Raw genomic sequence first — 25,504 nt, 5'->3', positions numbered from 1 at the left:
GGTCAGCTCTTTTTATGGGCGCGCAGGTCGTCGAACTGACGACGCACGGTCTCCAGGCGTTCCCGGTAGCTTTCGGCGTCGCCGTATTCCAGGAAAAAGCGGTAGCGGGAGTGGACGGAGTGCGGGGTGCGGGCGTGGCGTACCGGGCACCAATACTGTTCGGTACGGGCGGCCACCTCGCGGACGAAGCCAAGCAGGCCGTTAAAATAACCGCAATAGACGCAGTTCAGCTTCTCGATCCAGTTAAGATAGGAGAGCGACTGGCGGTCTAAAATCATGAAATCGCCGCGTCGCACGCTGGGGATGCCGTAAATCGGGAAGCAAATCCGCTGGTAGATGCTGACGGTTAAATCCATGAGCACGGCCGGGATGACCGCCCCCCAGATGACTGGGATGGTGAGAATCATCAGGAACCCGGATTCATAGACATAGGCCATCCATTTCTTGACCAGAAGCTTGTGTTGCCGCTTGACTTCTCTGGTGAAACGGACCTTTTTGCGCTCGATGGTGTAGCGGACTTCACCGCCCGCCTGCTCGAACGCCTCGGCCAATTCCTTTTCCAGGGATTCCATCCGGGCGATGATGTCGTCGATTTTCCTCATGGGGAAAAATGCCTCCGGCGGTGGGAGGGGCTAAGCCCCTCCCGAACCCTCCCTAACGGTGAAAACGCGACCAACGCCGCAAGCGATTCCGCGACCATTCCCCTTTTCAAGGGTCCGGCGGGATGATCCCCCCGGGTCGCTGTTGTTCCCTACCGATAATCCTTGTCGGCGGTTTTGACGGCCTGGACGAGGCGCATGAAGTCGACGCCGGCCTTGTGGAGGTCGGTGTAGTGTTCGGCGTAGTTGATATCGATGTCGGACATGGACTGGGCGACGCGGATATCGTCGAGGAAGCGTTTGACCTCGGTCGGGTCGGGGCTTTCGCCGAACTGTTTGGCGACGGCGTCGGTGATGAGGTTCCGGATGGTTTCGGCCTTTTCGGGCCGCAGGCGGGTGATGATGGCGTCGAGGATGGTGTTATTGTCCAAGGTAGGCCTTCTTGATGTCGGCGTTTTCACGCAGGTTCGCGGCGGAATCCTCCATGACCACGGAGCCGGTCTCCATGACATAGGCCCGGTCGGCGAGCTTCAGCGCGATGTTGGCGTTTTGTTCCACGAGGAGGATGGTCATGCCGCGCTCCTCGTTGATGTTTTTGATGATGCGGAAGATGTGCTGGGAGATCATGGGCGAGAGCCCCAGCGACGGCTCGTCCAGGAGCAGAACCTTGGGCCGGCTCATGAATGCCCGGGCGATGGCCAGCATTTGCTGTTCCCCGCCGGAGAGGGTGCCGCCGTGTTGTTTGCGGCGTTCGAAAAGGATGGGGAAAAGGCGGTAGACGAGGCCCAGGTCGGCTTCGATGCCGTCGGCGTCGCGGCGGAAGAACGCGCCCATGTCCAGGTTTTCCTGGACGGACAGGCGCGGAAAGATGCGCCGGCCCTCGGGCACTTGGCAAAGCCCCATGGACGGCAGCCTGTCGGCCCGCACCTCGGTGATGGACCGGCCGAGGTAGCGCACGTCGCCGGCGCTGGCTTTGACGATGCCGCAAATGGTCATGAGGGTGGTGGATTTGCCCGCGCCGTTGGCGCCGATGATGGTGACGATCTCGCCCTCGCCCACGGTGAGGGACACGTCGCGCAGGGCCTGGATGCGGCCGTAGTGGGCGCTGACGCCCGAAAGTTCCAATATCGCGGCCACGGCTACTCCGAATCGTCCGAACGTTTGCCCATGCGCGCCGCCGGCCACAGTCCGGCCGGGCGCACGATCATCATGAGGGCCATGGCCCCGCCGAAAGCCAGCATGCGGTAGAGCTCGAATCCCCGGAACACTTCCGGCAGCGCGACCAGGGCCAGCGCCCCGAGGATGACCCCGGGGATGGAGCCCATGCCGCCGAGGACCACCATGGCCAGCACCATGGCCGACTCGATGAAGGTGAAGCTCTCGGGGCTGACGAAGCGCATGCGGGCGGCGAAAAAGGCTCCGGCCAGGCCGCCGAAGACCGCGCCCAGGGCGTAGGCCAGGAGTTTGAAGCGGAAGGTGTCGACGCCCATGAGTTCGGCCGCGGTCTCGTCCTCGCGGATGGCTTCGAAGGCGCGGCCGATGCGCGAGAAGTTGATGCGGTAGACGGCGATGATGGTGAACACGGCCAGGGCCAGGATGATGTAGTAGAGGTATTCGAGCTTGCGCAGATAGAGGTGCTCGAAGGAAAAGGAGCCGTCGGCGAAGCTCGGCACGTAGATGCCCGGGGCCTTGATGCCGAGGACGCCGTTGGGGCCGCCGGTCAAATCCATCCAGTTGTTGATCACGATGCGCACGATCTCGCCGAACCCGAGCGTCACGATGGCCAGGTAGTCGCCGCGCATGCGCAGCGTCGGGTAGCCGATGATGCAGCCGGCCATGGCGGCGAACAGGGCGCAGATGGGCAGGCAGACCCAGAACGGCACGGCGTAGTGCACCGAGAGCAGGGCGTAGGTGTAGGCCCCGACGCCGTAGAAGGCGATGTAGCCGAGGTCGAGCAGGCCGCACAGTCCCACCACCACGTTGAGCCCGAGCCCCAGGCAGATGTAGACCAGGACGTTTATGGCCACGTCCTGGGCGTAGCGGTTGGTGAGTATGGGGTAGGCCAGGGCGAAGGCGGCCAGGGGCAGGTAGAGCATCCAGCGCGGGGTTTTCTCCAGGCCGTGGGCCACGGCGTCGCGGGCCTTGCCGAGCGGCGTGAGGATAGGGTCGAGGATGCCGCGCTTGCCGAGCCGGTAGAGCACGAAGCAGACGGTGGCGGCCACGGCCACCCGCAGCCAGACCAGAAACGACTTCTCGAAATGGAGTTCGCCGTCGCGGATTCCAAGAAGCGGCCACAGCAGCAGGTAGAACCAGGCCAGGCCCAGGCCGAAGTATGCCCAGGATTTCCTAGACCCGCGTGTCATCGACGTTTTCTCCCATGATGCCGGTCGGCATGAAATAGAGGACGAGGATGAGGATCACGAAGGCGAAGACGTCTTTGTACTCGCCGCCGTGGGGAATGTAGGCCGCGGCCAGGATCTCCACCATGCCGATGATGAAGCCGCCGATCATGGCCCCGGTGATGTTGCCGATGCCGCCGAGCACGGCCGCGGCAAAGGCCTTGATGCCGGGCACGAAGCCCATGTCGTAGCGCACCGAGCCGTAGTACATGCCGACCATGATGCCGGCGGCGGCGGCCAGCGCCGCGCCGATGGCGAAGGTGGTGCTGATGACCCGGTCGGAGTTGATGCCGACCAGGGCGGACATGACCTTGTCCTGGGCCGTGGCCCGCATGGCCTTGCCGATGCGGGTCCTAAAGACCAGGGCGTTGAGCAGGAAAAGGAGCAGGGCGGTGACCCCGATGATGCCGATCTGCATGTAGCTGACCCGCACGCCCCAGGCTTCGAAGCCGCCGTGGGTGAACTCGGTGGGGTAGGCTTTGTCGTAGACGCCCTGGGTGAGCATGAGCCCGTTTTGCAGGAAAATGGACATACCGAGGGCCGAGAGCAGGACCGAAAGGCGCGAGGATTGGCGCAGCGGCTTGTAGGCGACCTTTTCCACGGCCATGGCCAGCATGGCGCAGTAGCCCATGGCCAGGATCAGGGCGAAGGCCAGCCCGAACCAGGGATGGGTGGCCATGAGCCCCTTGGAGGTCATGTAGCTTAAAAGGATCACGCCCATGTAGCCGCCGGCGGCGAAGATCTCGCCGTGGGAGAAGTTGATGAGCGCGATGATGCCGTAGACCATGGTGTAGCCAAGCGCCACCAGGGCGTAGACGCCGCCGAGGGTCAGGCCGTTTATGAACTGCTGTATGAAGTATTCCATGTTGGTGGTCGTTTTTCCGGGGGAGGGGGCTTTTTAAAAAAAGCCCCCTCCCCCGGCCCCCCTCCCGCAAAAACTTTTAGCGGGGGGGATTGTGCTCCATTGAAATTCTCGCCTTCCCTTATGAAAGTCTTTGGAAAGGGGGTCCGGGGGGAAACTTTTCTTCAGAAAAGTTTCCCCCCGGCATCTTTTTTTAATGTCTTAGTACTTCTTGCCGGTCTGCGGGTCCCAGTAGTTGACGAACTTGCCGTCTTTGACCACGCGGATGATGTAGTTGGAGCCGGACTCGCCGTTTTTGGCGAACCTGATCTTCTTGGACGCGCCGTCCATGTTCATCTTGACCAGTTCGGCCTTGATCTTGGCCGGGTCTGTGGACTTGGCCGCCTTGATGGCGGACAGCAGCGAGTAGGCGGCGTCGAAGGAGTAGGCGGAGTAGGCGCCGGGCTTGCCGTACTTGCTGTAGGCGGCCAGGAACTTCTTGTAGGCCGGGGTGGTGTCGTCGATGTAGCCGAAGGTCAGGTAGGCGCCCTCGGCGGCGTCCTTGGCGATCTCCATGAGCTGCGGATGGTAGACCGCGTCCTGGCCGATGATGGCGGCGGTGACGCCGGCGCGCTTGGCCTGGATGAGCATGAGCGCCCCGGAGGCGGAGTTTTGCAGGCTCATGTAGAAGACGTCGGGCTTGGCTTCCTTGATCTTGGTGAGGACGGCGGAGAAGTCCTTGTCGCCCTGGTTGACGTGGTCATGCTCGATGACCTTGATGCCTTCCTTCTTGGCCAGCTTCTCGACGTTGTCGGCCAGCCCCTGGGAATAGGTGGTCTTGTCGTCCACGATGAAGATGGTCTTGCCCTTGAGCACGTCCTTGATGAACTTCATGGCGGCGATGGACTGGTCGTCGTCGCGGCCGCAGACGCGGAACATGTAGGGCAGGCCGCGCTCGGTGACCTTCTCCGAGGTGGAGGCCGGGGTCAGCATGGGGATGTCGGCGTCGGCCAGGGCCTCGGAGGCCGGGATGGTGGCCGAGGAGCAGTAGGCGCCGACGACGCCCACGACCTTTTCGTTGATCAGCTTGTTGGCGGCGGCCACGGCCTGCCGGGGATCGCAGGCGGTGTCCTCGGCGAAAAGTTCGATCTTGTCGTAGCCGGGGATGCCGCCTTCCTTTTCGATGACCGCGATGGCCGCCCGGGTGCCGTTGGCGATGTCGTTGCCGTCGGCGGCGTAGGAACCGGTAAGCGGGCTCATGCTGCCGATCTTGAGGGTTTTCGCCGTGGCCGTCCCGGCCATGGCGAGGCAGATGGCCAGGGCCGTGAGGATGATGCTTCTCGTCTTCATGTTCCGCAAACCTCCTGTCTCCTTGGTCTCGCCCCCCTCGCCGCGACGTGCGGCCATGCGGGCGTCTTCGCGGTTAAGTGGTCACGCCTCGGCCTCGGAGCCCAGATAGGCCTCGATGACCGCCGGGTTGGCCCGCACCTCCTCGGGGGTCCCCTGGCAGATGCACACGCCGTGGTCGAGCACCACCACCCGGTGGCTGACGTTCATGACCACGCTCATGTCGTGTTCGACCAAAAGCACGTTGATCCCGGTGTCGGCGATGCGCTGGATGGTCTCCATCAGCTCCCGGCTTTCCGAGGGGTTGAGCCCGGCGGCCGGCTCGTCCAGCAGCAGGGTCTTGGGATCGGACCCCAGCGCCCGGGCGATCTCCAGCCGGCGCTGGAGGCCGTAGGGAAGGTTTTTGGCCACCGTGTCGGCGTGGTCGGCCAGTCCGGCGAAGTCCAGGGCCTCCATGGCCCGGCGGCGCACCCCGGCTTCCTCGCGGCGCTGGGAGGGCGAGCGCAGCACCGAACCCAAAACCGAGGCCCTGGTGCGGCAATGCCTGGCCACCATGACGTTTTCCAGGGCGGTCATGGCCGTGAAAAGCCGGATGTTCTGAAAGGTGCGGGCGATGCCCCGGGCCAGGATGTGGTGGGGCCGCAGTCCGGAGATGGGGACGTCGTCGTAGGTGACCTGGCCTCCGGAAATTTTGTAAACGCCCGTAATGACGTTGAAGATGGTGGTCTTGCCGGCGCCGTTGGGGCCGATGAGGCTTAAAATCTCGCCGGGACGCAAATCGAATGACACTTCCGTGAGGGCTTGGAGACCTCCGAAGTGGACGCTGACATCGGTGAGACGCAAGTGGGCCATGGAACAAGGTTCATACGAAAAAATCCGTCAAAAAACAAAGGGAAAATTGCAAAGCATCCAACGGGTTAATGCCGCTTCTCCGGCCGTGGCCCGCCCTGGTCGGCCACGGCGTGGAACTTGGCGAATTTGTTAAAACTTCGTCTCGCCTCCGCGTCGTTTCGCGCCGTTTCCACGCTCCGGAAACAGGGCCGGGGCAAGGAAGGATCGACGAATTTTTGCCCGATAAACAGGAAAAAATTCTGATTTTGTCAAAATCCTCGTCGAAGTTTCGAGAAAAGTCCCCTGGACCGTCCGCGCCCTTTTTCCCCGCCCGGGGCGGTCGCCGGGCAGGCCGGGCACGGCCGTTGCATTATGGGCGGACAGGAGGTGTCGCGCATGCGGATCGCCCTACGCATCGCCCTGATGGTTTTTCTCGGCTTGTCGCTCGGCGGCTGCGCCTTTTTCGGTTCCGGTTCCGGGCCGTCCGGCATCGCCCCGGGCAAGGGGACGATCGTGGACACGGCCCGGTCGCAAATCGGCGTACCCTACCGGTATGCCGGGCAATCCCCACGGCAAGGGTTCGACTGCTCGGGGTTCGTCCAGTGGGTCTACGCCCGCCACGGCATCCGTCTGCCCCGCCGCACCGACGACCAGATCCGGGTCGGCCGGCATGTGTCCAAAAGCGAGCTAAGGCCCGGTGATCTGGTCTTTTTCATGCCCTCGGCCAAGTCCGGCAGCCTGCACGTGGGCATCTTCGACGGCCACGGCGCGTTCATCCACAGCCCGTCCTCGGGCGGGCGGGTGCGCGCGGACAGCATGCTCGCCCCGTACTGGCGCTCGACGTATTACGCGGCCAACCGCGTCACGCCCTGAGCGCCGCTCTCGAAACGCCCTCGCGCGCGGATTCGCGGGCGGGCCGTTTAAGCGGATCGTGCGTTATGCAAAGGGGTTGCCGCGCGCCGTGGGGACGCGCCGCGACGTCGGGCAAAGGCTTTGACAGGCCCTGGGCTTTCTTTTTAATTTCATAGAAAATCAAACGGTCGCCTTTGCGGTATGCGTCATTGGTCACGGCGCGGCCACCCGCCCGTTCGCGGTCGAAAATCGGGAGTCCCATGCGCCACGCGTCCTTGCGGGTCAAAATCAATATTGCGATATTGTTGGCGTTTTTCATGGCCGCTGCGGCCTTCGGGATGATCCTGACCCGGTATATGGGCAATCGCAAGGTTGCCGCCCAGAACCGGGCCCGCCTCATCCTGGCCTCCGTGGCCGCCCATCGCCTGGAAGCCTTGCAGCTCCTGCTCGACAAGCGGCTGCAGCTGGCGGCCGCCAAGGACATTCTCGAAAGGGTGGTCAAGGTCGACGGCGTGACCGGTGCCTCCCTCTATGATGCCTCGGGCAGGCTGCTGGTTTCTGCCGGCAGCGGCAAGCCGGTAAAAAACCTGGTCGACGGCGGCGGCCAGCCCCCGCCGCCCGGGCGCGTCTTCACCGTCGCCGCCTCGGAGGCCGACGGCAAGTTGTCCGCCTCGTTGATCGAACCCGTGACAAGCGCCGACGGCCGCCGTCTGGCCTCCCTGCGCCTGCGTTATTCCCTCGGCGAACTTGCCGACCTCAACCAGCGGACCTGGGTCGCCTTCGCCCTGGCCGTGGCCTCGGCCTACATCCTTCTGGCCGGGCTGCTCAACGTCCTGCTGCACCGGCTGGTGCTCTCCCCCGTGGACACGCTGCGCCGGGGACTCGAGGCCGTGCAGGACGGACAGCTCGGGCACAGCCTGCCGGTTTCCTCGAGCGACGCCATGGGCCGGATGGTCCTGGCGTTTAACGCCATGTCCGCCAGGCTCAAGGAAACTTCCGATTCCCTGGCCAAAAGCCGCGACGAGATCGAGGAGAGCCGGCGGCTTCTGGCGCGTCGCGTCGAGGAGCGGACGGCCGAACTGGCCAAAACGAACGACAAGCTGACGGCCGAGGTCGCGGCCCGGCGCGAGGCCGAGGACCGGCAGCAGCGCGCCCTGGCTCTGCATCGGGCCATCCTGGAGTCCACGGCCGAGGGCATGGTCTGCGTGTCCTGGCCGCTGCCCGGGGACGTGCTGGCCCACAACCGCCGGTTTCTGGAACTGTGGGGGCTCGCGGAAAACTGGGCCGCGTTGCCGGAGTCGGAGAGGGCGCGGCTTCTTCTCGACAATCTGGCCGACCCCGAGGCCGCCCGGGCCGGGTACGCGGCGCTCATGGGCGACGGGGAGCGCCTGGAGACGACGGTGCTGGCGCTTCGCGACGGCCGCTTTCTGGAGCGCCGTTCCGGTCCCATACGCCAGGGGCGCTCCACCATCGGGCGCGTGTTCTCCTATGTGGACGTGACCGAGGAGATCCGGCGTCGGGACCGCACGGAACAGCAAAAGACCATGGCCGAGGAGGCGAGCAAGGCCAAGGGGGCGTTTCTGGCCGTCATGAGCCACGAAATCCGCACGCCCCTCAATGTCGTCATCGGCCTGACCGAGGAACTGCTCGCCGGCGAGGCCACGGGCGAACAGCGGGACCACTTCCGGATCATCCAGCAGTCGGCCGCCCACCTGCTCGGCGTGGTCAACGACGTGCTCGACTTTTCCAAGATCGAGGCCGGCAAGCTGGTGCTCGAGCGTATCGACTTCAACGTGCGCGAGCTCGTGGCCGGCGTGGCCGACGTGTTCGCCCGGGAGGCCCGGGTCAAGGGGCTCGATTTTTCGACCCGGGTGGACGACGCCGTGCCGGCGTTTTTGCGCGGCGATCCGGGCCGGCTGCGCCAGGTGCTGCTCAACCTGCTCGGCAACGCGGTGAAATTCACCGAGTCCGGGTCGGTCTCCCTGGACGTCGCGCCCGCCGCGTCCGGGCCGCCGGATCGGGTCGGCATCGCCATCCGGGTGGCGGATACCGGCATCGGCATCGCCCCGGACCGGCGTGAAGGCATTTTCGAGGATTTTCAGCAGGGCGCGGGGGCCATTGCCCGGCGTTTCGGCGGCACGGGCCTGGGGCTCGCCATAAGCAAGGGCATCGTCACGCGCATGGGCGGGACCATCAGCGTGGAGGCCAATCCCGGCGGGGGCAGCGTTTTCACCTGCACGGCCTGGTTGGACCCGGGCCGGGCGGTCGCCCCGGAACCGGCGGCATGCGCGCCGGCCTCCGAAGCCTCCCGGCGGCCGCTTCATATCCTGCTCGTCGAGGACAATGCCCTAAACGCCGCCGTCACCCGGCTGCACCTGGCCCGCATGGGCCACGACCTGACCGTGGCGGACAGCGCCGCCGCCGCCTACGCCCTGCTCGCCAAGGAGTCGTTTCACGCCGTGCTCATGGATATCGAGATGCCCGACGTCGACGGCATCACCGCCACCCGCGTCATCCGGGACGGGGGGCCGGCCGACGGCCCGGTTCTCGATCCCGCCGTCCCCATCATCGCGGTCACGGCCCATGCCGTGGAGGACGTGCGCCAGAAATGCCTGGAGGCCGGCATGAGCGGCTTCGTCACCAAGCCCGTCAACTACCGGAACCTGCGCCACCTCCTCGAACAAGCGGGCGAGGCCGTAGCGGCGGAGGTTCCCTGCCCGGCCCCGGACGGTGACGCCCTGTTCGATCCCGAGGCGGCCCGCGACGCCATGGGCGTCACCTGGCCCCAGTACCGGGAATTGGCCCTGGTCAGCTTCAGCGAGGGCGAACGGCGGCTGTCCGACGCCGCCAAGGCCATGGATGCCGGGGACGTCGAAAGCGCGGCCATCGCCGCCCACACCGTCAAGGGCGCCACCGCGACCATGGGGGCCTACTCCTGCCGGCGCGCGGCGGCGGAGCTGGAAAAGGCCCTGCGCCGGGGAGACGGCGCCGCCGCCGGCAAGGCCTTGGAAGAACTCTCCGATCTTTGGGAAAAGCTGCGCGCCGCCTACAGCGACTGGCGCGCCCCGGACGGCGAATGACCGGCCCCCTTGGCGGGGCCGGCCTTATCCCGTAAAAAAAACCGATGGATGCGGCGCACGACGCGGGCGAGGCCCCGATGGACGCGAAGGAGACGGTGTTGGACGTGGCCGGCCTTGCCTGTTCGCTCGGCGACCGGACCGTGCTCGGTGGCGTCGACCTGGCGCTCTCGCAAGGGGATTTCGCCTTTCTCACCGGCCCGTCCGGCTCGGGCAAGACCACGCTTTTGCGCCTGCTCCACGGCAGCCTGCCCTGGCAGGAGGGCAGGGGGATGATCGCCGGCCATGACCTGTCCGTTGTGACCCCGGCCGGGCTCTACAAACTCCGCCGCGACGTCTCCATGGTTTTTCAGGATTTCCGCATTCTTCCCGACCGCACCGTCTATGACAACGTGGCCTTGCCCTTGGTCGTGCGCGGCATGGAGCGCACCCGGCTGCGCCGCCGGGTGGACTCGGCGCTGCTCGCCCTGGAACTGGCCGACGACGCGGGCCGCCTCTGCGCCGAACTTCCCGGCGGCGGCCAGCAGCGCGTGGCTATCGCCCGGGCCGTGGTGGCCGGGCCGAAAATCATGCTGGCCGACGAACCGACCGGTAACCTCGACGCCGCGCTGTCCGCGAAGGTGCTTTCCATCCTGCGCCAGTTCGCCCTCCACGGCACGGCCGTGCTCATGGCCACCCACGACCGGGAGCTCATGGCCGGCGCTCCCGACGCCCTGGTCTTCACCCTGCCGGGCGGGGAGGGGGAGGCGTGATCGGACGGCTTTTCGTCTCCGGGGCGCGGGAGCTGCTGCACCAGCCCGGACGGCTTGCGGCGACCGTGGCCGGGGTCGCCGCCGTGGTCTACCTGTGCGGGCTTTTCGTCCTGGCCGGCACGGCGCTGGACGCCGCTTTCGGCCGGGACCAGGGCCGGGTGCGGTTCCAGGTCTATTGGAAACCCGGGGCGGATACCGCGCTCATCGCCCGGCAGATGGACTGGATGCGCGCCCTGCCCGGACTCGTCGCCACCCAGGTTTTCACCCCGTCCCAGGCCCTGGCGCTTTTGGGCCACAGCCTTGGCCCCCAGGCCGACCTGTCCGCCTTCGCCGCCCGCAACCCGCTGCCCCAGACCATGCTGCTCACCTTCCGCCCGCCCGTGGCCGAGGAGGGTTTCGCCCGGGACATGTACAAGCGCCTGTCCGGGGTCGAGGGCGTGGCCGAGGTGCGCTACGATCCCCATGCCATGGACGCCGCCCTGGCCGTCGGGCTGGTCGCGCGCCGGGCCGTGCTGCCCCTGGCCGGGCTGCTGACGCTTCTTGTCGGACTCGTGGTCGGCGGCATGGTGCGCCTGTCCATGCTGCGCCGCCGGGAGGAACTCGAGATTTTGCGGCTGGTCGGGGCCAGCGAATGGTACATCCGCCTGCCGCTGGCCGCTGGCGCGACCCTGACCGGGCTTTGCGGCGCGGGCGTGGCGCTTGCGGCGCTGAAGCTCACCCAGGCCGCGCTGGCCTACGCCCTGGACGTGCCGCCGCTTTTTTTCCGCCTGCCGTTCATGCCCGCCTGGCTGGCCGTCGCCCTGGCCCTGGCCGCCGCCTTCGTCGCCGGGCTGGCCGGACTGGCCGCCGCCCTGGAGCCGCGTTCCTGATGGGCTGCGGCATCGTCCTGGCCGCCCATGGCTCCCGGCATCCCGGGGCCATGGCCGCACTCGCCGCCTTTGGCGAACGTCTCGGCCGGGAATACCCGGAATGCGCGGTGGCCATCGCCCGCACCGTCGGCCGCAAGCATGGCGGCACCGAGGCCTTCGGCGGGACGCGGTGCGTGCCGGAGGTCCTGGCCGCCATGGCGGCGCGGGGGGTAACGCGGGTGGCGGTCCAGTCCCTGCACGTGGTGCCGGGCGAGGGATATCACGAGATGCTGGCCGGGCTGCGGCGGTTTCTGGAGACTGGCGGCCGGCGCATGACCTTTTCCGTGGGCGCGCCGCTTCTGGCCAGCCTTGCCGACGTGGACCGGGTGGCCGGGGCGGTGCTGGCCGGACTGCCGTCCGGGCGCGCGCCAGACGAGGCCGTGGTGGTCATGGGACACGGCGCGCCGCCGCCCGGGGCCGGGTTTTACGAGGCGCTGCGCGAAAAACTTTTCCGCCTCGACCGGCTGGCCCGGTTCGGGGCCATGCCGCGCGAACGGGATGCGCCCTGCCACGACCTCGAAGCCATCCTCACGGACCTCTCGGCCCAAAACATTCGCGCCGCCTGGCTTCTGCCCTTTCTCACCGTGGCCGGGGCCCACGCCTGCTGCGACCTGGCCGGTGAGGCCCCGACCTCCTGGCGCGGCCGCCTCGAAGCCGCCGGCATCGCCTGCCGGCCGCATCTTTCCGGCCTTATCGAACAGCCGGCCATGGCCGCCGTCTGGCGCGACCACCTGGCCATCGCCCTGGCCCGTCTCCCCGGGGCGCTTGCCCCTGGCGCATAGCCCCGGTCAGGAAGTTTTTTTTTTCTTCTTTTTGCCCCAGGGGCAAACGGTCACGCAGACGCCGCACAGCAAGCCGCCGATGTGGGGCAGGGTTTCGTTTTGGGTCAGCCGGGCGAGGCAGCGGCCGAAATCGATGGCCTCCTCGCGGGAAGCGTAGTGGCGGTCCGTATTGACGTTGCGGATGGCCCCCACGGGGCAGGCCTTGGTGCAGGCGTCGCAAGAGCCGCAATGGTTTTTGAGGGGCGCGTCGGGCGAAAGCGGCAGGTCGGTCAGCACCGTGACCAGGCGGACGCGCGGGCCGTACCGCGGACTGACCAGCAACAGGCTTTTGCCCTGCCAGCCCATGCCGGCGGCGATGGCCACGGCCTTGTGGGACAGGTAGGAGGTCATGCGCGCGGCATCCAGGATCTGGCTGGCCGGAAGGGGCAGGGCGCGGCCTCCCGCGTCGGCGATGCGCTGGCTCATGCGAAGGGCCAGCGCGTCCAACGCGGCGTTGGCTACCTGGTAGTGGCGGTTGTAAAGGGGGGTTGGGCGGTCGACTATGGGGTCGAGCACGGCGTCGGCCAGGCGCACGGCCAGGCTGACGGCCCGGGTGAAGCCCTCGAACAGATTGGCCGGCTCGGTTTCGATGCCGGCAAGCTGGTCCAGATCGGCGATGCCGACCAGGTCCGCGCCGGCCTCCAGGGCGAAGGTCTTGAATTTCTCTGTGTTCATGGGGCGCCGCATAGCATAAGGGCAATGGCGCGGCCAGGGGGAGCGCGGGTCTTTTGGAGCGCGCTTCGCGGGCCGGAGGCCGTTTCCGGGAATCCGGCGTCGCGTTCCAACATTGACGCCGCTTTGGGGTTGTGAAAATATCGGTCGGCTTACGCGCATGGGTGCGCGGCCAAATTTCCGCCCCTGAGGATTCCCCCATGAACTGGCCCCACAAGGATCTTCTCGACGTATCCCAGCTCTCCAGGGAAGACGTGGACGTGATCATGCGCACCGCCGCCTCGTTCCGCGAGATCAATTCCCGCCCGGTCAAGAAGGTTCCCACGCTCAAGGGCAAAAGCGTGGTGCTGTTTTTCGCCGAGCCGAGCACCCGCACCAAGACGTCCTTCGACATCGCCGGCAAGCGCCTTTCCGCCGACACCTTCGGCCTGGCCAAGACCGGGAGCTCCCTGCAAAAGGGCGAGACGCTCAAGGATACGGTGCGCACCCTCGAGGCCATGAACCCCGACGCCATCGTCATCCGCCATTCCTCTTCCGGAGCGGCCGATTTCGTGGCCCAGCGCGTCTCCTGCGCCGTGATCAACGCCGGCGACGGCTGGCACGCCCATCCGACCCAGGCCCTGCTCGACCTTTTCACGCTGCTCAATGTGTGGAATTCGCTGGCCGGCAAGACCGTCGTCATCCTCGGCGACGTGGCCCACAGCCGCGTGGCCCGGTCCAACTGCCGCCTGCTCCCGACCCTTGGGGCAAGGGTGCGCATCTGCGCCCCCCGCACCCTGCTGCCGACCGATGCCGGCGCGCTTGACGCCGAGATTTTTCACGACCCGGAGGAGGCGCTCAAGGGGGCCGACGCGGTCATGTGCCTGCGCCTCCAGCTCGAGCGCCAGGAAGCGGGGCTCCTGCCCGACCTGCGCGAATACGCCCGCCGCTTCTGCCTCACGCCAAAGCGCCTGGCCCTGGCCAACCCCGACGTGAAGGTGCTCCATCCCGGCCCCATCAACCGGGGCGTGGAGATCTCCTCGGAACTGGCCGACGCCGGCAATTCGCTCATCCTCGACCAGGTGTCCTCGGGCGTGGCCGTGCGCATGGCCGTCCTTTACCTGCACATCACCCGCAAGGAAAAAGGGGAAACCGCGTGACAGCCAACTCCCTGGCCATCCGAAACGTCCGGGTTCCCGGCCGCGAAGGCGCGTTCGACCTGCTCGTGGCCGAGGGCGTCGTCCGGGAACTGACCGCCCACGATCCGGCCGCGTCCCACGACGGCCATGCGGTGATCGACGGCCGGGAGATGCTCCTCATGCCGGCCCTGACCGATGCCCATACCCACCTGCGCGAGCCCGGCCAGGAATGGAAGGAGGACATCGCCTCGGGACTGGCCGCCGCCGCCGCCGGCGGGTTTTCCAACATCATGTGCATGGCCAACACCGACCCGGTCAACGACACCGCCTCGGTCACGCGGTTCATGCTGCGCCGAGCGGCCGAGTCCTGGCCGAACGGCCCGCGCCTTTTCCCCATCGGCGCGCTCACCGTCGGGCTTCGCGGCAAGGAGCTCGCGCCCATGGGCGAGCTGCTCGAAGCCGGCTGCGTGGCCTTTTCCAACGACGGCGAGCCCGTGGCCGACACCGAGATTTTCCGTCGCGCCCTGGAATACGCCGCCGACCTGGCCCCGGTCATCGACCACTGCGAGGACCCCTACATGGCCAAAGGATCGGGGGCCAACGAAGGGGCCATGAGCGCGCGGCTGGGCCTTCGCGGCCAGCCCGACGCTGCCGAGGCCATCCAGGCCGCCCGCGACATCCTGCTGGCCGAATACCTGGGCGTGCACGTCCATCTGGCCCACATTTCCTGCCGCAAATCCGTGGGACTCATCGCCGACGCCAAAAAGCGCGGCGTCAAGGTCACGGCCGAGACCTGCCCGCATTACCTGCTCATGACCGACGCGGCGCTTCTGGGCTACGACAGCCTGGCCAAGGTCAATCCGCCGCTTCGCACCGACGACGACCGGCTGGCCCTGGTCGAGGCCCTGCGCGAAGGCGTCATCGACATTCTGGCCACGGACCACGCCCCCCACGCGGCCCACGAAAAGGAAACCCCGTTCGAGAACGCCAAAAACGGCATCTCGGGCCTCGATACCGCCCTGGCCGCCCTGTGGGAGCTGGTGCGCCAGGGACGCCTCTCGCCCGAGGACATCGTCACCCGCTTCGCCTGGCGTCCGGCCGAAATTTTCAAGCTCCCGGTCAACCGCTTCGCCCCCGGCGACCCGGCCGACTTCCTGCTCTTCGACCCGGAGGATTCCTGGGTCGTCACCCCCGAAGCCCTGCGCTCCAAGGGCAAGAACACGCCGCTTCTGGGCCAGCCGCTCACCGGCCGCGTGGCCCTGACCGCCGTCGGCGGCGTCGTGGTGCACGACCGCATCCGTCCCGGCCGAACCTGAGACGAAACCCCGACACCCAAACGCTCTCCGGAGGTTTTTTCCATGGCGCAACCCTTCAAGGACGCCAATGCCATCTGCAAGACCATCATGCGCAACGGCTACGATGCCTACGTCATCAACGCCGTGCTCCAGGAAAAAGCCCTGGATCCCGCCGCGCCCGAACTCGACCTGGCGACCGACGCCCCCCTGGCCGAACTGCAAAAGCTTTTCTCCGAAACCGAGGCCGTAAGCGAAGACGGGGCCTACGCCCGGGTGCGCCACGGCGATACGCTGTTCAACTTCCACCCGGCCGAAACCGTGGACGCCTCCCACCCCGAGGAGACCGTGGCCCGGCTCACCCGGCGCATGATCGACCGCCTCGATGCCCTGGGCATCCTGCCGGCCAGCCAGATCAGCCCCTACCTGCCGCACTGCCGCGACGATCACGACGGCTTCGCCGACCTTGCCGGCGGCGAAGTGCGCCTGCTCGGCATCCCCGACGAGTCCATCCGTCAGAACTACCTGCGGGCCGTGCGGGCGCTGCGCTTCTCGGCCAACTACAATATCCCCGTCGAAGCCAATACCCTCATGGCCATCCTGCGCGCCTCGCGCCGCATCCTCGACTACGTCTCCGTCAAGGACATCATGGACGAATGGCGCAGGGTCGAGGCCGAAAACATGGCCACCTTCGTCGAACTGCTCTACGACACCATGATCCTCCACTGGTTCCTGCCCGAAGTGGCGACGCTCGCCCGCATCAAGCAGAAAACCGAAGAGGGCGTCGAATACACGCTCTTCGAGGAAACCCTCGCCGTCATGCGCCACTACCCCGAGGAACTGCCCTACGACTGGTACGGCACCCTGGCCTGCCTGTTCCACGACGTGGGCAAACTCCACACCGCCGAATACGCCGGCGGCGACCTGCATTTCTTCCAGCACCACCAGGTCGGGGCCAAAGTCACCCGCAAGATCCTCTCGCGCCTGGGCTTCCCCCCGGACGAGACCGACCTCGTCTGCAACCTCGTGCGCGGCCACATGCGCTTCCACTTCATGCTCACCGACCGGGGCATCCGCCGCTTCAAGGCCCTGGACCAGTACCCGCGCCTGATCGAAATGGCCCGGGCCGACATCAAAGCTGTCGAAGGTAACTACAAGGAATTCAATCACAATCTCAAAATGCTCGAGCGTACCGAAACGCCCGAGGAAATGCTCGAGCCGCTCCTGAACGGCGCGCAGATCATGCAGCTGCTCGGCCTCAAACCCGGCCCGGTCGTGGGACTCATCCGCGACGCGCTGCTCAAGGCCCAAATCGCCGGCGACGTCACCAGCCTGGAAGAAGCCGAACACTTCGTGCACGATTACTGGAACAAGCAAGAGCTGCACTAGTCGGTCCAGGTGGCCAGGGGCGCCGCCCCTGGACCCCGGCAGGAGAGGCTCCGCCTCTCCTGCACCTCTCCGCCGGGGGGCTTGATGCCCCCCGGACCCCCCTTTACCGGGTTGGGATGGTGAAGCGGGAGGGCGTGGGGTAGGGCTCTTTGGACGGCGGGAGACCGACGTTTGTTGCCGCAATCGGCCCGGCGGCACGAGGCGCGTTGCGCCTCGACGCCGGACGCGATTGCGGCAACAAGGTGCGCCAGCGGCGAAGCGCCGCATTTAAGAAGAAGATACTTTTTCTGAATGTCGCCCCAAAGGGGCGACCGGCGTGGTGGCGGCGGAATTTGCTTGGGACGAGCCTGCCGCAAAGCGGCGGCAGCGTCCCGGCAAATTCCGCCGCCATCTTCACCCAACCGCCTGACCGCGCGCCAATCCCGCTTCCGTCCGGCCAAAGCCGAGTCGGGGGGCCCGGGGGGCCCGTGGCCTCCCGGCGGGGTCCGGGGCGGAGCCCCGCCAGCTCCAGCCTCAACAGTTACCGACAGCCAGAACCGCTATGACGAACCTGATCGACCTGACGTTCCACGAGCTTGAGGCGCTGATCGTGTCGCTTGGCGAGCCGCCGTACCGGGCGCGCCAGGTCTGGCAATGGTTGTGGCAGAAGGGATGCCGCGACATCGGCCGGATGACGGACGTGTCCAAGGCGTTGCGGTCGCGGCTGGGGGAAGTCGCCACGATCGCCTGGCCTGACGTATTGCGGGTGAGCGAGAGCGCTGACGGCACGGTGAAGTTTTTGTTGGGGCTGTCGGATGGCGAGGCGGTGGAGTGTGTTTTGATTCCGGAGAAGGATCACTACACGGCTTGCCTGTCGACCCAGGTGGGCTGCGCCATGGGGTGTGGGTTTTGCGCCACGGGCATGCTGGGGTTTCGGCGCAACATGACGCCTGGGGAGATGTTGGGGCAGGTGTTGGTGGCGCGGCAGTATCTGTTGGACAAGGGTGAGGCGCTGGCGTTGCGCAATCTGGTTTTTATGGGCATGGGCGAGCCGCTTCTCAATTACGACAATCTGGTCAAGACGCTTGAGGCGTTGCATCATCCGCAGGGGCTGGACTTTTCGGGCCGGCGCATCACGGTGTCCACGGCCGGGGTGCGGCGCAATCTGCTGGAGCTTGGGCGCACGGGGTTGTGTTCGCTGGCGGTGTCGCTCCATGCGCCGACCCAGGAGAAGCGGGCGCGGATCATGCCCGGGGCGGCCAAGCTGCCGCTTTCCGAGCTTATGGGGATTTTGCGGGAGTATCCGCTGAAGCCTCGGGAGCGGCTGACCTTCGAGTATCTGCTGCTCGACGGGGTCAACGATGCCGATGCCGATGCGCGGGAACTGGTGCGGCTTCTCTCCACGGTCAAGGCCAAGGTGAATCTGATCGTGTACAATGCCACGCCGGGGCTGCCGTTTCGCCAGCCGGCGGCCGGGCGGGTGGCGGCGTTCCAGGAGATTTTGAAGGCCAAGGGGATCACGGCCACGATCCGCAAGAGCAAGGGGGCGGACATCGCGGCGGCCTGCGGGCAGTTGCGCGCCGAGGCGGAGTGCGCCGGGCGCGGCGACGCATAAAATTCGGCCCGCCACGCGGCGCTTGTCACTCATTTGCCGTTTGAGTAAGGTTATCTTCCTTTTTCGCGCAATATGTGCGTAATGGGCGCCAGAGGAGGCCGTATGGAAACGACGCTTGACGAACAGGGGCGCGTGACCATCCCTGCGGATGTCCTGAAGGATATGGGGCTTGCTCCGGGCTCGCGCGTCATTGTCGAGGGGCAGGACAGCGCCATTGTGATTCGTTCCCTGGATGCGGCATCCGGACTTGTCGAAGAGTGCGGAGTGCTTGTGTTCGGGGGTGAAACGGTCGGGCCGGTCGAGGAGCTGCTTGACCGGGTGCGCGAGGATCGCACCCGCGATGTTTCCGGGCTCTCGGGGCGATGAAGGCGCTTTTTGACACGTCGGTCCTGGTGGCCGCGTTGGTGCAAAGCCACCCGCAGCACCAGCGAGCCTTCGCATGGTATTTGAAATGTCGGCGCGGCGAGTTGGAGATGCTTGTCGCCGCGCATGGATTGGCGGAAACATACGCGTCGCTGACGGTGTATCCGGCGCGGCCGCGCATATCGCCGCGCAGCGCCGCAATGCTTCTCCAGGCAAGCGTTCTTGGCGTTTGTTCCGTCATCACGCTCGATTGCCGCGATTATGTCGCGGCCATGGAGTCGGTGGCTCGAATTGGCCGGGGCGGTGGCAGCATCTATGATGCGCTGCATGTCGTCGCCGCGCGAAAGGGCGGTGCGGAACTGGTGTTGTCGTTTAACAGAAAGCATTTTGAACCGCTTGTCGGTTCGGACCAACAGTTTGTAGAGCCTTAACCCTCCAAAAGAGATATCCCCCTCTTCCAACGCCGTTTCGCTAAAGGAACAGTGCATGAAACGACCCGATTTCGCCAAGTGCGGCGGCCTTGTCCCCGCCATCGCCCAGGAAGCCTGCACCGGCGAGGTGCTCATGATGGCCTACATGAACGAAGAGGCCTACGATAAAACCCTTGAAACCGGCGAAGTGCATTACTTTAGCCGCAGCCGGCAGAAACTCTGGCACAAGGGCGGCACGTCCGGCCATGTCCAGAAGGTCAAGTCCGTGCGCCTGGACTGCGACGCCGACACCATCCTGGTCCTGGTGGAGCAGATCGGCGGCGCGGCCTGCCATGAAGGCTACAAGTCCTGCTTTTACACCGAGATCACAAGCGACGGCGAGCGCACCTGTTCGCCCAAGGTCTTCGATCCCAAGGAGGTCTATAAATAAATGTCCGCCAACAACATCCTCAAACTCGGCATTCCCAAAGGCTCCCTCCAGGACGCCACCATCGCGCTGTTCGAGAAATCCGGATGGAAGATCCGGATGCATCACCGCAATTATTTCCCCGAAATCAACGATCCGGAGCTGACTTGCTCCATGTGCCGCGCCCAGGAGATGTCCCGCTACGTCGAATCCGGCACCCTTGACTGCGGCCTGACCGGCAAGGACTGGATCCTCGAAAACGAGTCCGACGTGGTGGTCGTTTCCGACCTCGTCTACTCCAAGGTCAGCAACCGTCCGGCCCGCTGGGTCCTGGCCGTGGCCGCCGACGCCCCCTACAAGCGTCCCGAGGACCTGGCCGGCAAGAAGATCGCCACGGAGCTCGTCAATTTCACCAAGAAGTATTTCGCCGGCGCGGGCGTGCCCGTGGATGTGGAATTTTCCTGGGGCGCGACCGAGGCCAAGGTGGTCGAGGGGCTGGCCGACGCCATCGTGGAAGTCACCGAGACCGGCACCACGATCAAGGCCCATGGCCTGCGCATCATCTCCGAGCTGCTTTTGACCAACACCCAGCTGATCGCCAACAAGAAAGCCTGGGAAGACCCGTTCAAGCGCCGCAAGATCGAGGTCATCAACATGCTGCTCCAGGGCGCGCTGTGCGCCGAGGGCCTCGTCGGGCTCAAGATGAACGTGCCCGAGGAAAAGATGCCCGACATCATGGCGCTTCTGCCGAGCCTTACCTCGCCGACGGTGGCCAACCTTTACAACAAGGACTGGTTGTCCATCGAAATCGTGGTGGCCGAGGGCACCGTGCGCGACCTGATCCCCAAGCTCCACGACCTGGGCGCCGAGGGCATCATCGAATACGCGCTCAATAAGGTGATCTAGGCGCATCAGCGTTTCCGTCGCCATGCCGAAAAAGGGCCGCGGGTATCCGCCCGCGGCCTTTTTTATTTGGAAGAGTGGATTACGGTCCGCAAGGGAGGGATGGCTGGAAAGTTTTATAGATGATATGATATATTTCTTGAAATAATATCTTATATTGTGACATGCTTTTTCCGGGTACCCTTTTTCGCGCGACCGCGTTTTCGTTTGTCATCGTAAAAAGGAACGGGCCTCGAAACCAATCGAAGGAGAATTGGCATGTCGCAGAAAGCTTCCCACCCCTTGCCGGGCGATCCGTCCCTTGCCCCTCTTGAAGATCGTACCGAGTATTTCAAGGAAATCAGCAAGGCGAATCCGGTCCCGGAAGAAGCCACCCGGGCTTTCATCGCCAACCGGTTCCAGATGCTGGCCTCCGATCCCGCGCTCAGCGACGCGCAAAAAAAAGCGGCCCATGAGTCCCTGGCCATGAAGCTGGGCAAGGCGGCCGTGACCGATCAGCCCGTTCCGGGCGGCGTGGGGTATGGCATGTTCTATACGAGCGCCTTCAAAAGCGCCTATAATCTGGGCACGAAACTGCAATTCGATTATATATGCCCGGCCACGGCGGGCGGAAATGTGAACACCTGGCTCTATCTGACCGCGACCAACCGCGCCTCCCGCGGTGTGGAAGCCCTTGTTTGCTACTACGCACAAAATCAAATGAGCTTCATGGCCTTTGACTGGGCGCAGCCGGGCGACAAGCACTGGCAGCTCAATATTCCCTATGCCAACCTTCAGGATTATTTCGTGACGGTCGTCATCGGTGGCGTTCGCTATCCCGGGATTGCCGTGGAGAACGTCACCGCCCAGGTGCAAACGGGGACGTGGCGCAACACGGTCAGCCTCTTCAATATCAATCGCCAGGGCTACGATCTGGTCTATTCCTATGATTATGCCGCGACCGAGACGGAGCAGAAGACGGGTTGGGTCGGCTCCTGGGGGCCCATCGTGGAAACCTTCCAGGACAGCTACAAAGGCACCTCGCTGATGGGGGTCTTCATCACCGAACTGGCCGGCCAGGATTCTTCCGGTACCTGGGGAAAGCTCGGCCTGCTCTCCGCCGATGAGGCCACGGTCCGCGAGGATGACAAGGGCTTCAGCCTGGACTTCATCGATCCGCAGTCCTCGTGGGCGGTCAAAAGTTGACGCATGCCGGCTAGGGCATAAGGAGAGGTAAAAAGGCGGCGGCCGGCCATCGTCGGTCGCCGCCGGGGAGAGGGGTATGGCCGAAACAGGCAAGCCGGACGACAAGCCGCCCGGGAGGCCCCGGGAATTGTCCCCACGGGAGGACCGGCGGGAAGCGTTCGCCCGTATAACCGCCGGGAATCCCGTGGACGCGGCGACGCGGCGCGCCTTTCTCGAGGCGCGTATGGCCATGATCCGCGCCGATGCCCGCTTGTCCCCAGAGGAGAAGGAAGAGGCCGTCGCCGCGCTGGCCAGGCAACTGGACGCGGAGTGAGGCCGCCGGGCCGGCCGGGGTTACTTTCCTGGCAGATTGGGGATGATCTGGTTGGCGGCGGCGATCAGGCTTTTGCGCAGGGTCGGCTCGCTGTTGAGGAATTGGGCCACGGCCGTGGCCAGAGGCTCGGGGATGCCCGTGACGTCGCGCACGCCCAGGCGCGCGTCCACGGCCCGCCGGCTTTTTTTGTCGATGCGCACCACCGGGGCCAGGTGGAACCGCACGTTGACCGGGTCGGAGCCGGAATAGAGCCGGCAGCGGATTTCCTGTTGGGGCAGGGCCACGTCCCCGCCGGCATGGACCCGGGCGACGACCTCGGAGCGGGTGGCGGTGAGATTCGCGGCGCAGGTCAAATCTGTCAAAAAGCCGAAGGTGCTGGATTCGAGCTTGCCCCTGGTGGCGGGGTCCAGCCGGAACCCGGTGCGGCAGTTGATCTTCTCCGCGCGCGGGTTGTCGAAGACTTGCCGGCAGGTGTCGCCCTCCAGGGTGACGCCGGCCGTGGCGGGCGTATTCGCGACGAGGGCCGCCAGAACGGCGCATAGCGGCAGGACGGAAAATCGTGGCATGGGCTTGGCTCCCGGAAGGCGTTGCAAAGGAAGGCAGGGCCGTCCTATCCCCGGACGCGCGCGGGAGCAAGGGGCCCTTATTTCCGCTCCTGGCCGCGCTTGCCGGCTTCCCAGACGAGCCGGCCGACGCGTTGGCCGAGGTCGGCCTGCCGGGCGCGCACCAGCGCCTCGGCCGCCTCGGGGTTGCCCTGCGCCTTGAGCAGGCTGGCCGATTCCAGATCGCGCAGATGCCGGGCGCATTCCTTTATCAGGGCCGACAGGTCGAGGGTTTCGATTTCGGGCGGGACCCGCACCGAACGGACCTTGTTTTGCATGCCTGCCTCCCGTTTTGAAGACGAAATACGAAAAGTCCATATCTTGTCAACGTATGAGGCGCGCATCCGGCCGGCTTCCCTCTTGAGGGATCGGGCAAGCTCGGGTAGCGTTGCCGCCGAATTGAGGGCAGGGTATTGGACCCGAGCAAGGGGAGGAGAGGAGCATGGCACTGACGCGCGGCGACAAAATGATCATCATTGGCGCGGTGGCGCTGGCCGCGACCGTGGTCTTGGGCTTGGCCATCCTCAAACGTCCGGGCCTTTTTTCCGGCGGCAAGGAACCGGTGGCCATCGCCCCGGCCCCAACCGCCGCCACGCCGGCTCCGCCAGCCCCGGCCGCCGTGTCGGCCCCTGTCCCCGTGCCCGCCGCCGCTCCCGTGCAATCGGCCCAGCCCGCGCCGTCCGCGCCGCCGGCTCCGGTCGTGACGCAATCCACCACGCCGCCAGCCGGACCGGTCGCCGTGGCAAAGGATGCCGTCCCGGATGAGAAGGCACCGCAACACGCGGCCTCCGCGCCGCAAGACGCCGCCAAACCGGCGGCTCCCGCCGCGCCGGGGGGATGAAACCCTGGAGAAGATGTTCGCGGAAATTTCCGGCGACGCCGCGCCGTCGGAGAAGCCCGGCGAGGCCGCGCCGGCCGCGCCCAAGGCGGGGCCCCCGGCCGAACCCAAGCCCGCGCCGGCTCCCGAGGCGGCCCAGACGCCGCCCGCTACCCCCCCCGCGCCCGAATCGGGCGCGCCGGCCAAGGCCGAGGAGAAGCCCTCCCATGCGGCGGCCAAGCCGGCCAAGGAAAAAAACGGGACCGGCGTCAAGCCCGAAACCAAAGCCAAGCCTGAGGCCAAGCCCGAAGCCCCGGCCGGCAAACCGGCCGCCGCGCCCAAAGCCAAGCCGGTTGCCGCCAAGGCCAAGCCCGAAGCCAAGCCGGCTCCGGCCCCGGCCAAGGCAACGGCCGCCGTGGGTCGGGTCATTCGCGTCATCGGCGAGGAAAAGCCCGGGGTCTACGAGCTTGCCATCCAGACGACCAAGCCGCCGGCGAGCTACACCAAGATGTTTTTGACCAATCCGCCACGCATGGTGCTCGATATCGCCGGCTTATGGGACTACCACGGGGCGTCGGCGAGCGACACGGGCGGCGACTTCATCCGCCGCATCCGTATCGGCCGGCACAAGGACCTGTTCCGGGTGGTGCTCGACATGGCCCCGGACGCGCCGGCCCGGCTTCGCGGCGCGCCGACGGTGTCCCGGTCGCCCGAGGGCGTGGTCCTGCGCATCCCCAAATAATCCCGAGCGGCAAAGGAACCTTTGGCCTTGAAACGCTTTTTCTCCGCCCTGTGGAAAACCGTCAAATGGGGCGTCATCGCCGTCCTGTGCCTGGAAGTGCTGTCGTTTGCCGTCATCACCACCACCAACTGGGTCATCTACGGCAACCTGCGCGAGGGTCCCAAGGCCGTCTACGATCCCTACGCCCTGTTCCTCATGGGAAACGGCATCTGGCCCACGGCCAATACCGGCTATGTCGAGAACCATCCCGAGCTCTCGCGCGTCATCTGGTTTTTCGGCGGCTCCACCATGCGGGCCAGCGCCGCGCCCTACCAGCATTCCATCCCGAGCCTGCTCGCCAAGACGCTCAATGCCACGGGCAAGCCCTACGCCTACAACTGCTTCAATTTTGGGGTCAATTCCTTCAATTCCCTTCTCGAGGTCAAATACCTCGAGAAGCAGCTCATCGAGTATCCCATCCGGCCCCAGCTCGTGGTCTTTTACGACGGGGCCAACGACGCCAACTACTTTGCCGTGCAAAAAACGCCCTATGCCCATGAGGGCCGCGAGCGGGTGCAGGGCGTCATCGAAAGCTACTACAAGGCCGGCTACGGCATCCTCAAGCCCCTTAACGCCGCCTACTACGCCTCGTTTACCCGGGAACTGCTGCAAAAGCTCCTCTACACCGCCAAGCCGGTGGACCCGCATTCGCCGGAGCTGGCCAAGTTCGTGGACCTGACGGTCAAGCGCTACGACTTCGCTGACAAGGTGTGCGCGGCCTACGGCGCGCGGTTCCTGCTTTTCCTGCAGCCGCTCTACTGGGTCGAGACATGCCCTGGCGAAAACGCCGCCGTGGCGGCCAGCGAGAAAAAGACGATCCTTGGCCGCAAGACCTTTCCCCACGTGCGCGACAACTTCATGACCGTTTACGCCGCGTTGGAGAAGGCCCTTGCCGGCAAACCCTATTTCGTGAACCTGCGCAACGCCCTGTGCGGGCGTAACGCCCCGGCCTACACGGCCGACGGCGTGCATAACACCGATGCCGGGCGCGAGGGCATCGCGGCGGCCATGCTGCCGGCCATCCGCGATAGCTTTTCCGCCATGCCCGCCACGACCGACGGAGGGAAATAATGCAACGCTTTGCCGCGACGATAGTTTTGGCCGTGGGCTGCGTTTTCGTCCTGGCCGCCGCAGCCGCGGCCCAGGATACGCTCAAGGAACGTTCGTTAAACGATACGCCGGCCGCCGCGCACACCGCGCCGCCCGCAAGC

The 25,504-nt window shown here is 65.8% G+C and carries 29 protein-coding genes; 18 read left to right on the top strand and 11 right to left on the bottom strand.

Annotated elements, in window-relative coordinates:
• Positions 1 to 2: 2 nt before the first annotated feature.
• The 7 genes from DESFRDRAFT_RS07335 to DESFRDRAFT_RS07305 form a co-directional block, all read right to left on the bottom strand.
• A complete protein-coding gene (locus DESFRDRAFT_RS07335; RefSeq protein ID WP_005992616.1) occupies positions 3 to 602 on the bottom strand; it encodes a hypothetical protein in 600 nt (199 codons plus the stop codon).
• Between the two features lie 149 nt (positions 603 to 751).
• Entirely contained in the window at positions 752 to 1,030 is a 279-nt protein-coding gene (locus tag DESFRDRAFT_RS07330; RefSeq protein WP_005992614.1) for a hypothetical protein, read from the bottom strand.
• Positions 1,020 to 1,736: an ABC transporter ATP-binding protein gene (locus tag DESFRDRAFT_RS07325; protein WP_005992612.1), complete on the bottom strand. Its 717-nt coding sequence runs from the start codon at positions 1,734 to 1,736 to the stop codon at positions 1,020 to 1,022. Before DESFRDRAFT_RS07325 ends, DESFRDRAFT_RS07330 begins: the two co-directional genes overlap by 11 nt.
• Positions 1,737 to 1,738: 2 nt before the next feature.
• Positions 1,739 to 2,962 carry a high-affinity branched-chain amino acid ABC transporter permease LivM gene (livM, locus tag DESFRDRAFT_RS07320; RefSeq protein WP_005992611.1) on the bottom strand — a complete coding sequence of 408 codons (1,224 nt, stop codon included), beginning with the start codon at positions 2,960 to 2,962 and terminating at the stop codon, positions 1,739 to 1,741.
• Positions 2,946 to 3,863: a branched-chain amino acid ABC transporter permease gene (locus DESFRDRAFT_RS07315; RefSeq protein WP_005992610.1), complete on the bottom strand. Its 918-nt coding sequence runs from the start codon at positions 3,861 to 3,863 to the stop codon at positions 2,946 to 2,948. Before DESFRDRAFT_RS07315 ends, livM begins: the two co-directional genes overlap by 17 nt.
• A gap of 198 nt (positions 3,864 to 4,061) precedes the next feature.
• The gene (locus DESFRDRAFT_RS07310) at positions 4,062 to 5,189 is read right to left on the bottom strand and encodes a branched-chain amino acid ABC transporter substrate-binding protein (protein ID WP_005992609.1); all 1,128 of its coding nucleotides are present in this window, start codon (positions 5,187 to 5,189) and stop codon (positions 4,062 to 4,064) included.
• 81 nt (positions 5,190 to 5,270) lie between these two features.
• Positions 5,271 to 6,038 (bottom strand): ABC transporter ATP-binding protein, encoded by a 768-nt coding sequence (locus tag DESFRDRAFT_RS07305; protein WP_005992608.1) that lies wholly within the window; start codon positions 6,036 to 6,038, stop codon positions 5,271 to 5,273.
• A 375-nt stretch (positions 6,039 to 6,413) separates the two neighbouring features.
• Here DESFRDRAFT_RS07305 and DESFRDRAFT_RS07300 point away from each other — a divergent pair, with 375 nt between their 5' ends.
• Entirely contained in the window at positions 6,414 to 6,890 is a 477-nt protein-coding gene (locus tag DESFRDRAFT_RS07300; RefSeq protein WP_005992607.1) for a C40 family peptidase, read from the top strand.
• On the opposite strand, the gene DESFRDRAFT_RS07295 is transcribed toward DESFRDRAFT_RS07300, so the two are convergent.
• Complete coding sequence (locus DESFRDRAFT_RS07295) at positions 6,880 to 7,188, bottom strand: hypothetical protein (RefSeq protein WP_199533110.1); 309 nt, start codon at positions 7,186 to 7,188, stop codon at positions 6,880 to 6,882. The genes DESFRDRAFT_RS07300 and DESFRDRAFT_RS07295 overlap by 11 nt on opposite strands.
• On the opposite strand from DESFRDRAFT_RS07295, the gene DESFRDRAFT_RS07290 reads away from it, so the two are divergent.
• The 4 genes from DESFRDRAFT_RS07290 to DESFRDRAFT_RS07275 all read left to right on the top strand — a co-directional run bounded on the left by DESFRDRAFT_RS07290 (position 7,187) and on the right by DESFRDRAFT_RS07275 (position 12,388).
• Positions 7,187 to 9,949 carry an ATP-binding protein gene (locus DESFRDRAFT_RS07290; protein WP_233489578.1) on the top strand — a complete coding sequence of 921 codons (2,763 nt, stop codon included), beginning with the start codon at positions 7,187 to 7,189 and terminating at the stop codon, positions 9,947 to 9,949. The two genes, DESFRDRAFT_RS07295 and DESFRDRAFT_RS07290, sit on opposite strands and share 2 nt — an antisense overlap.
• 77 nt (positions 9,950 to 10,026) lie before the next feature.
• Positions 10,027 to 10,698 (top strand): cell division ATP-binding protein FtsE, encoded by a 672-nt coding sequence (locus DESFRDRAFT_RS07285; protein ID WP_005992605.1) that lies wholly within the window; start codon positions 10,027 to 10,029, stop codon positions 10,696 to 10,698.
• The gene (locus DESFRDRAFT_RS07280) at positions 10,695 to 11,567 is read left to right on the top strand and encodes a cell division protein FtsX (protein WP_005992604.1); all 873 of its coding nucleotides are present in this window, start codon (positions 10,695 to 10,697) and stop codon (positions 11,565 to 11,567) included. Before DESFRDRAFT_RS07285 ends, DESFRDRAFT_RS07280 begins: the two co-directional genes overlap by 4 nt.
• A complete protein-coding gene (locus DESFRDRAFT_RS07275) occupies positions 11,567 to 12,388 on the top strand; it encodes a sirohydrochlorin cobaltochelatase (RefSeq protein WP_005992603.1) in 822 nt (273 codons plus the stop codon). The genes DESFRDRAFT_RS07280 and DESFRDRAFT_RS07275 overlap by 1 nt, the downstream gene beginning before the upstream one ends.
• A 6-nt stretch (positions 12,389 to 12,394) precedes the next feature.
• Here the strand turns inward: DESFRDRAFT_RS07275 and DESFRDRAFT_RS07270 are convergent, their stop codons facing one another.
• Positions 12,395 to 13,102, bottom strand: a complete 708-nt coding sequence (locus DESFRDRAFT_RS07270) for an epoxyqueuosine reductase (RefSeq protein WP_005992602.1) — start codon at positions 13,100 to 13,102, stop codon at positions 12,395 to 12,397.
• 197 nt (positions 13,103 to 13,299) lie between these two features.
• On the opposite strand from DESFRDRAFT_RS07270, the gene DESFRDRAFT_RS07265 reads away from it, so the two are divergent.
• The 10 genes from DESFRDRAFT_RS07265 to DESFRDRAFT_RS07220 all read left to right on the top strand — a co-directional run bounded on the left by DESFRDRAFT_RS07265 (position 13,300) and on the right by DESFRDRAFT_RS07220 (position 22,093).
• Positions 13,300 to 14,238, top strand: a complete 939-nt coding sequence (locus tag DESFRDRAFT_RS07265) for an aspartate carbamoyltransferase catalytic subunit (protein WP_005992601.1) — start codon at positions 13,300 to 13,302, stop codon at positions 14,236 to 14,238.
• Complete coding sequence (locus DESFRDRAFT_RS07260; RefSeq protein WP_005992600.1) at positions 14,235 to 15,533, top strand: dihydroorotase; 1,299 nt, start codon at positions 14,235 to 14,237, stop codon at positions 15,531 to 15,533. The genes DESFRDRAFT_RS07265 and DESFRDRAFT_RS07260 overlap by 4 nt, the downstream gene beginning before the upstream one ends.
• Positions 15,534 to 15,575: 42 nt before the next feature.
• Positions 15,576 to 16,898, top strand: coding sequence for an HD domain-containing protein (locus tag DESFRDRAFT_RS07255; protein ID WP_005992598.1), 1,323 nt, complete (start codon positions 15,576 to 15,578; stop codon positions 16,896 to 16,898).
• Between the two features lie 541 nt (positions 16,899 to 17,439).
• Positions 17,440 to 18,492 carry a 23S rRNA (adenine(2503)-C(2))-methyltransferase RlmN gene (gene rlmN / locus DESFRDRAFT_RS07250; protein ID WP_005992596.1) on the top strand — a complete coding sequence of 351 codons (1,053 nt, stop codon included), beginning with the start codon at positions 17,440 to 17,442 and terminating at the stop codon, positions 18,490 to 18,492.
• 102 nt (positions 18,493 to 18,594) lie between these two features.
• Complete coding sequence (locus DESFRDRAFT_RS07245) at positions 18,595 to 18,858, top strand: AbrB/MazE/SpoVT family DNA-binding domain-containing protein (RefSeq protein WP_005992594.1); 264 nt, start codon at positions 18,595 to 18,597, stop codon at positions 18,856 to 18,858.
• A complete protein-coding gene (locus tag DESFRDRAFT_RS07240; protein ID WP_005992592.1) occupies positions 18,855 to 19,286 on the top strand; it encodes a PIN domain-containing protein in 432 nt (143 codons plus the stop codon). Before DESFRDRAFT_RS07245 ends, DESFRDRAFT_RS07240 begins: the two co-directional genes overlap by 4 nt.
• Before the next feature lie 13 nt (positions 19,287 to 19,299).
• Positions 19,300 to 19,716 carry a phosphoribosyl-AMP cyclohydrolase gene (gene hisI / locus DESFRDRAFT_RS07235; RefSeq protein WP_272913123.1) on the top strand — a complete coding sequence of 139 codons (417 nt, stop codon included), beginning with the start codon at positions 19,300 to 19,302 and terminating at the stop codon, positions 19,714 to 19,716.
• Complete coding sequence (hisG, locus tag DESFRDRAFT_RS07230; RefSeq protein WP_005992588.1) at positions 19,717 to 20,598, top strand: ATP phosphoribosyltransferase; 882 nt, start codon at positions 19,717 to 19,719, stop codon at positions 20,596 to 20,598. It abuts the gene before it with no gap.
• A 255-nt stretch (positions 20,599 to 20,853) separates the two neighbouring features.
• Positions 20,854 to 21,780 carry a hypothetical protein gene (locus DESFRDRAFT_RS07225; RefSeq protein WP_005992586.1) on the top strand — a complete coding sequence of 309 codons (927 nt, stop codon included), beginning with the start codon at positions 20,854 to 20,856 and terminating at the stop codon, positions 21,778 to 21,780.
• 76 nt (positions 21,781 to 21,856) lie between these two features.
• On the top strand, positions 21,857 to 22,093 hold the full coding sequence (locus DESFRDRAFT_RS07220; RefSeq protein WP_005992584.1) for a hypothetical protein: 237 nt from the start codon (positions 21,857 to 21,859) through the stop codon (positions 22,091 to 22,093).
• 20 nt (positions 22,094 to 22,113) lie between these two features.
• Here DESFRDRAFT_RS07220 and DESFRDRAFT_RS07215 read toward each other — a convergent pair whose 3' ends face one another.
• Entirely contained in the window at positions 22,114 to 22,659 is a 546-nt protein-coding gene (locus tag DESFRDRAFT_RS07215) for a hypothetical protein (protein WP_005992582.1), read from the bottom strand.
• 77 nt (positions 22,660 to 22,736) lie between these two features.
• The gene (locus DESFRDRAFT_RS07210; RefSeq protein WP_005992580.1) at positions 22,737 to 22,973 is read right to left on the bottom strand and encodes a hypothetical protein; all 237 of its coding nucleotides are present in this window, start codon (positions 22,971 to 22,973) and stop codon (positions 22,737 to 22,739) included.
• 164 nt (positions 22,974 to 23,137) lie between these two features.
• Between DESFRDRAFT_RS07210 and DESFRDRAFT_RS22885 the strand changes: the two genes are divergently transcribed.
• The 3 genes from DESFRDRAFT_RS22885 to DESFRDRAFT_RS07195 are packed head-to-tail and all read left to right on the top strand — an operon-like array spanning position 23,138 to position 25,364.
• Positions 23,138 to 23,536: a hypothetical protein gene (locus DESFRDRAFT_RS22885; RefSeq protein WP_005992579.1), complete on the top strand. Its 399-nt coding sequence runs from the start codon at positions 23,138 to 23,140 to the stop codon at positions 23,534 to 23,536.
• A 13-nt stretch (positions 23,537 to 23,549) separates the two neighbouring features.
• Positions 23,550 to 24,254, top strand: a complete 705-nt coding sequence (locus DESFRDRAFT_RS22880; RefSeq protein ID WP_005992577.1) for an AMIN domain-containing protein — start codon at positions 23,550 to 23,552, stop codon at positions 24,252 to 24,254.
• A 27-nt stretch (positions 24,255 to 24,281) separates the two neighbouring features.
• Positions 24,282 to 25,364, top strand: coding sequence for an SGNH/GDSL hydrolase family protein (locus DESFRDRAFT_RS07195; RefSeq protein ID WP_005992575.1), 1,083 nt, complete (start codon positions 24,282 to 24,284; stop codon positions 25,362 to 25,364).
• The last annotated feature ends 140 nt before the right edge of the window (positions 25,365 to 25,504 follow it).

Source organism: Solidesulfovibrio fructosivorans JJ], from assembly GCF_000179555.1.
Taxonomy (GTDB): domain Bacteria; phylum Desulfobacterota; class Desulfovibrionia; order Desulfovibrionales; family Desulfovibrionaceae; genus Solidesulfovibrio; species Solidesulfovibrio fructosivorans.
Note: the sequence above shows the minus strand (reverse complement) of the source record. Positions and strands in the feature narration are given on the sequence as shown.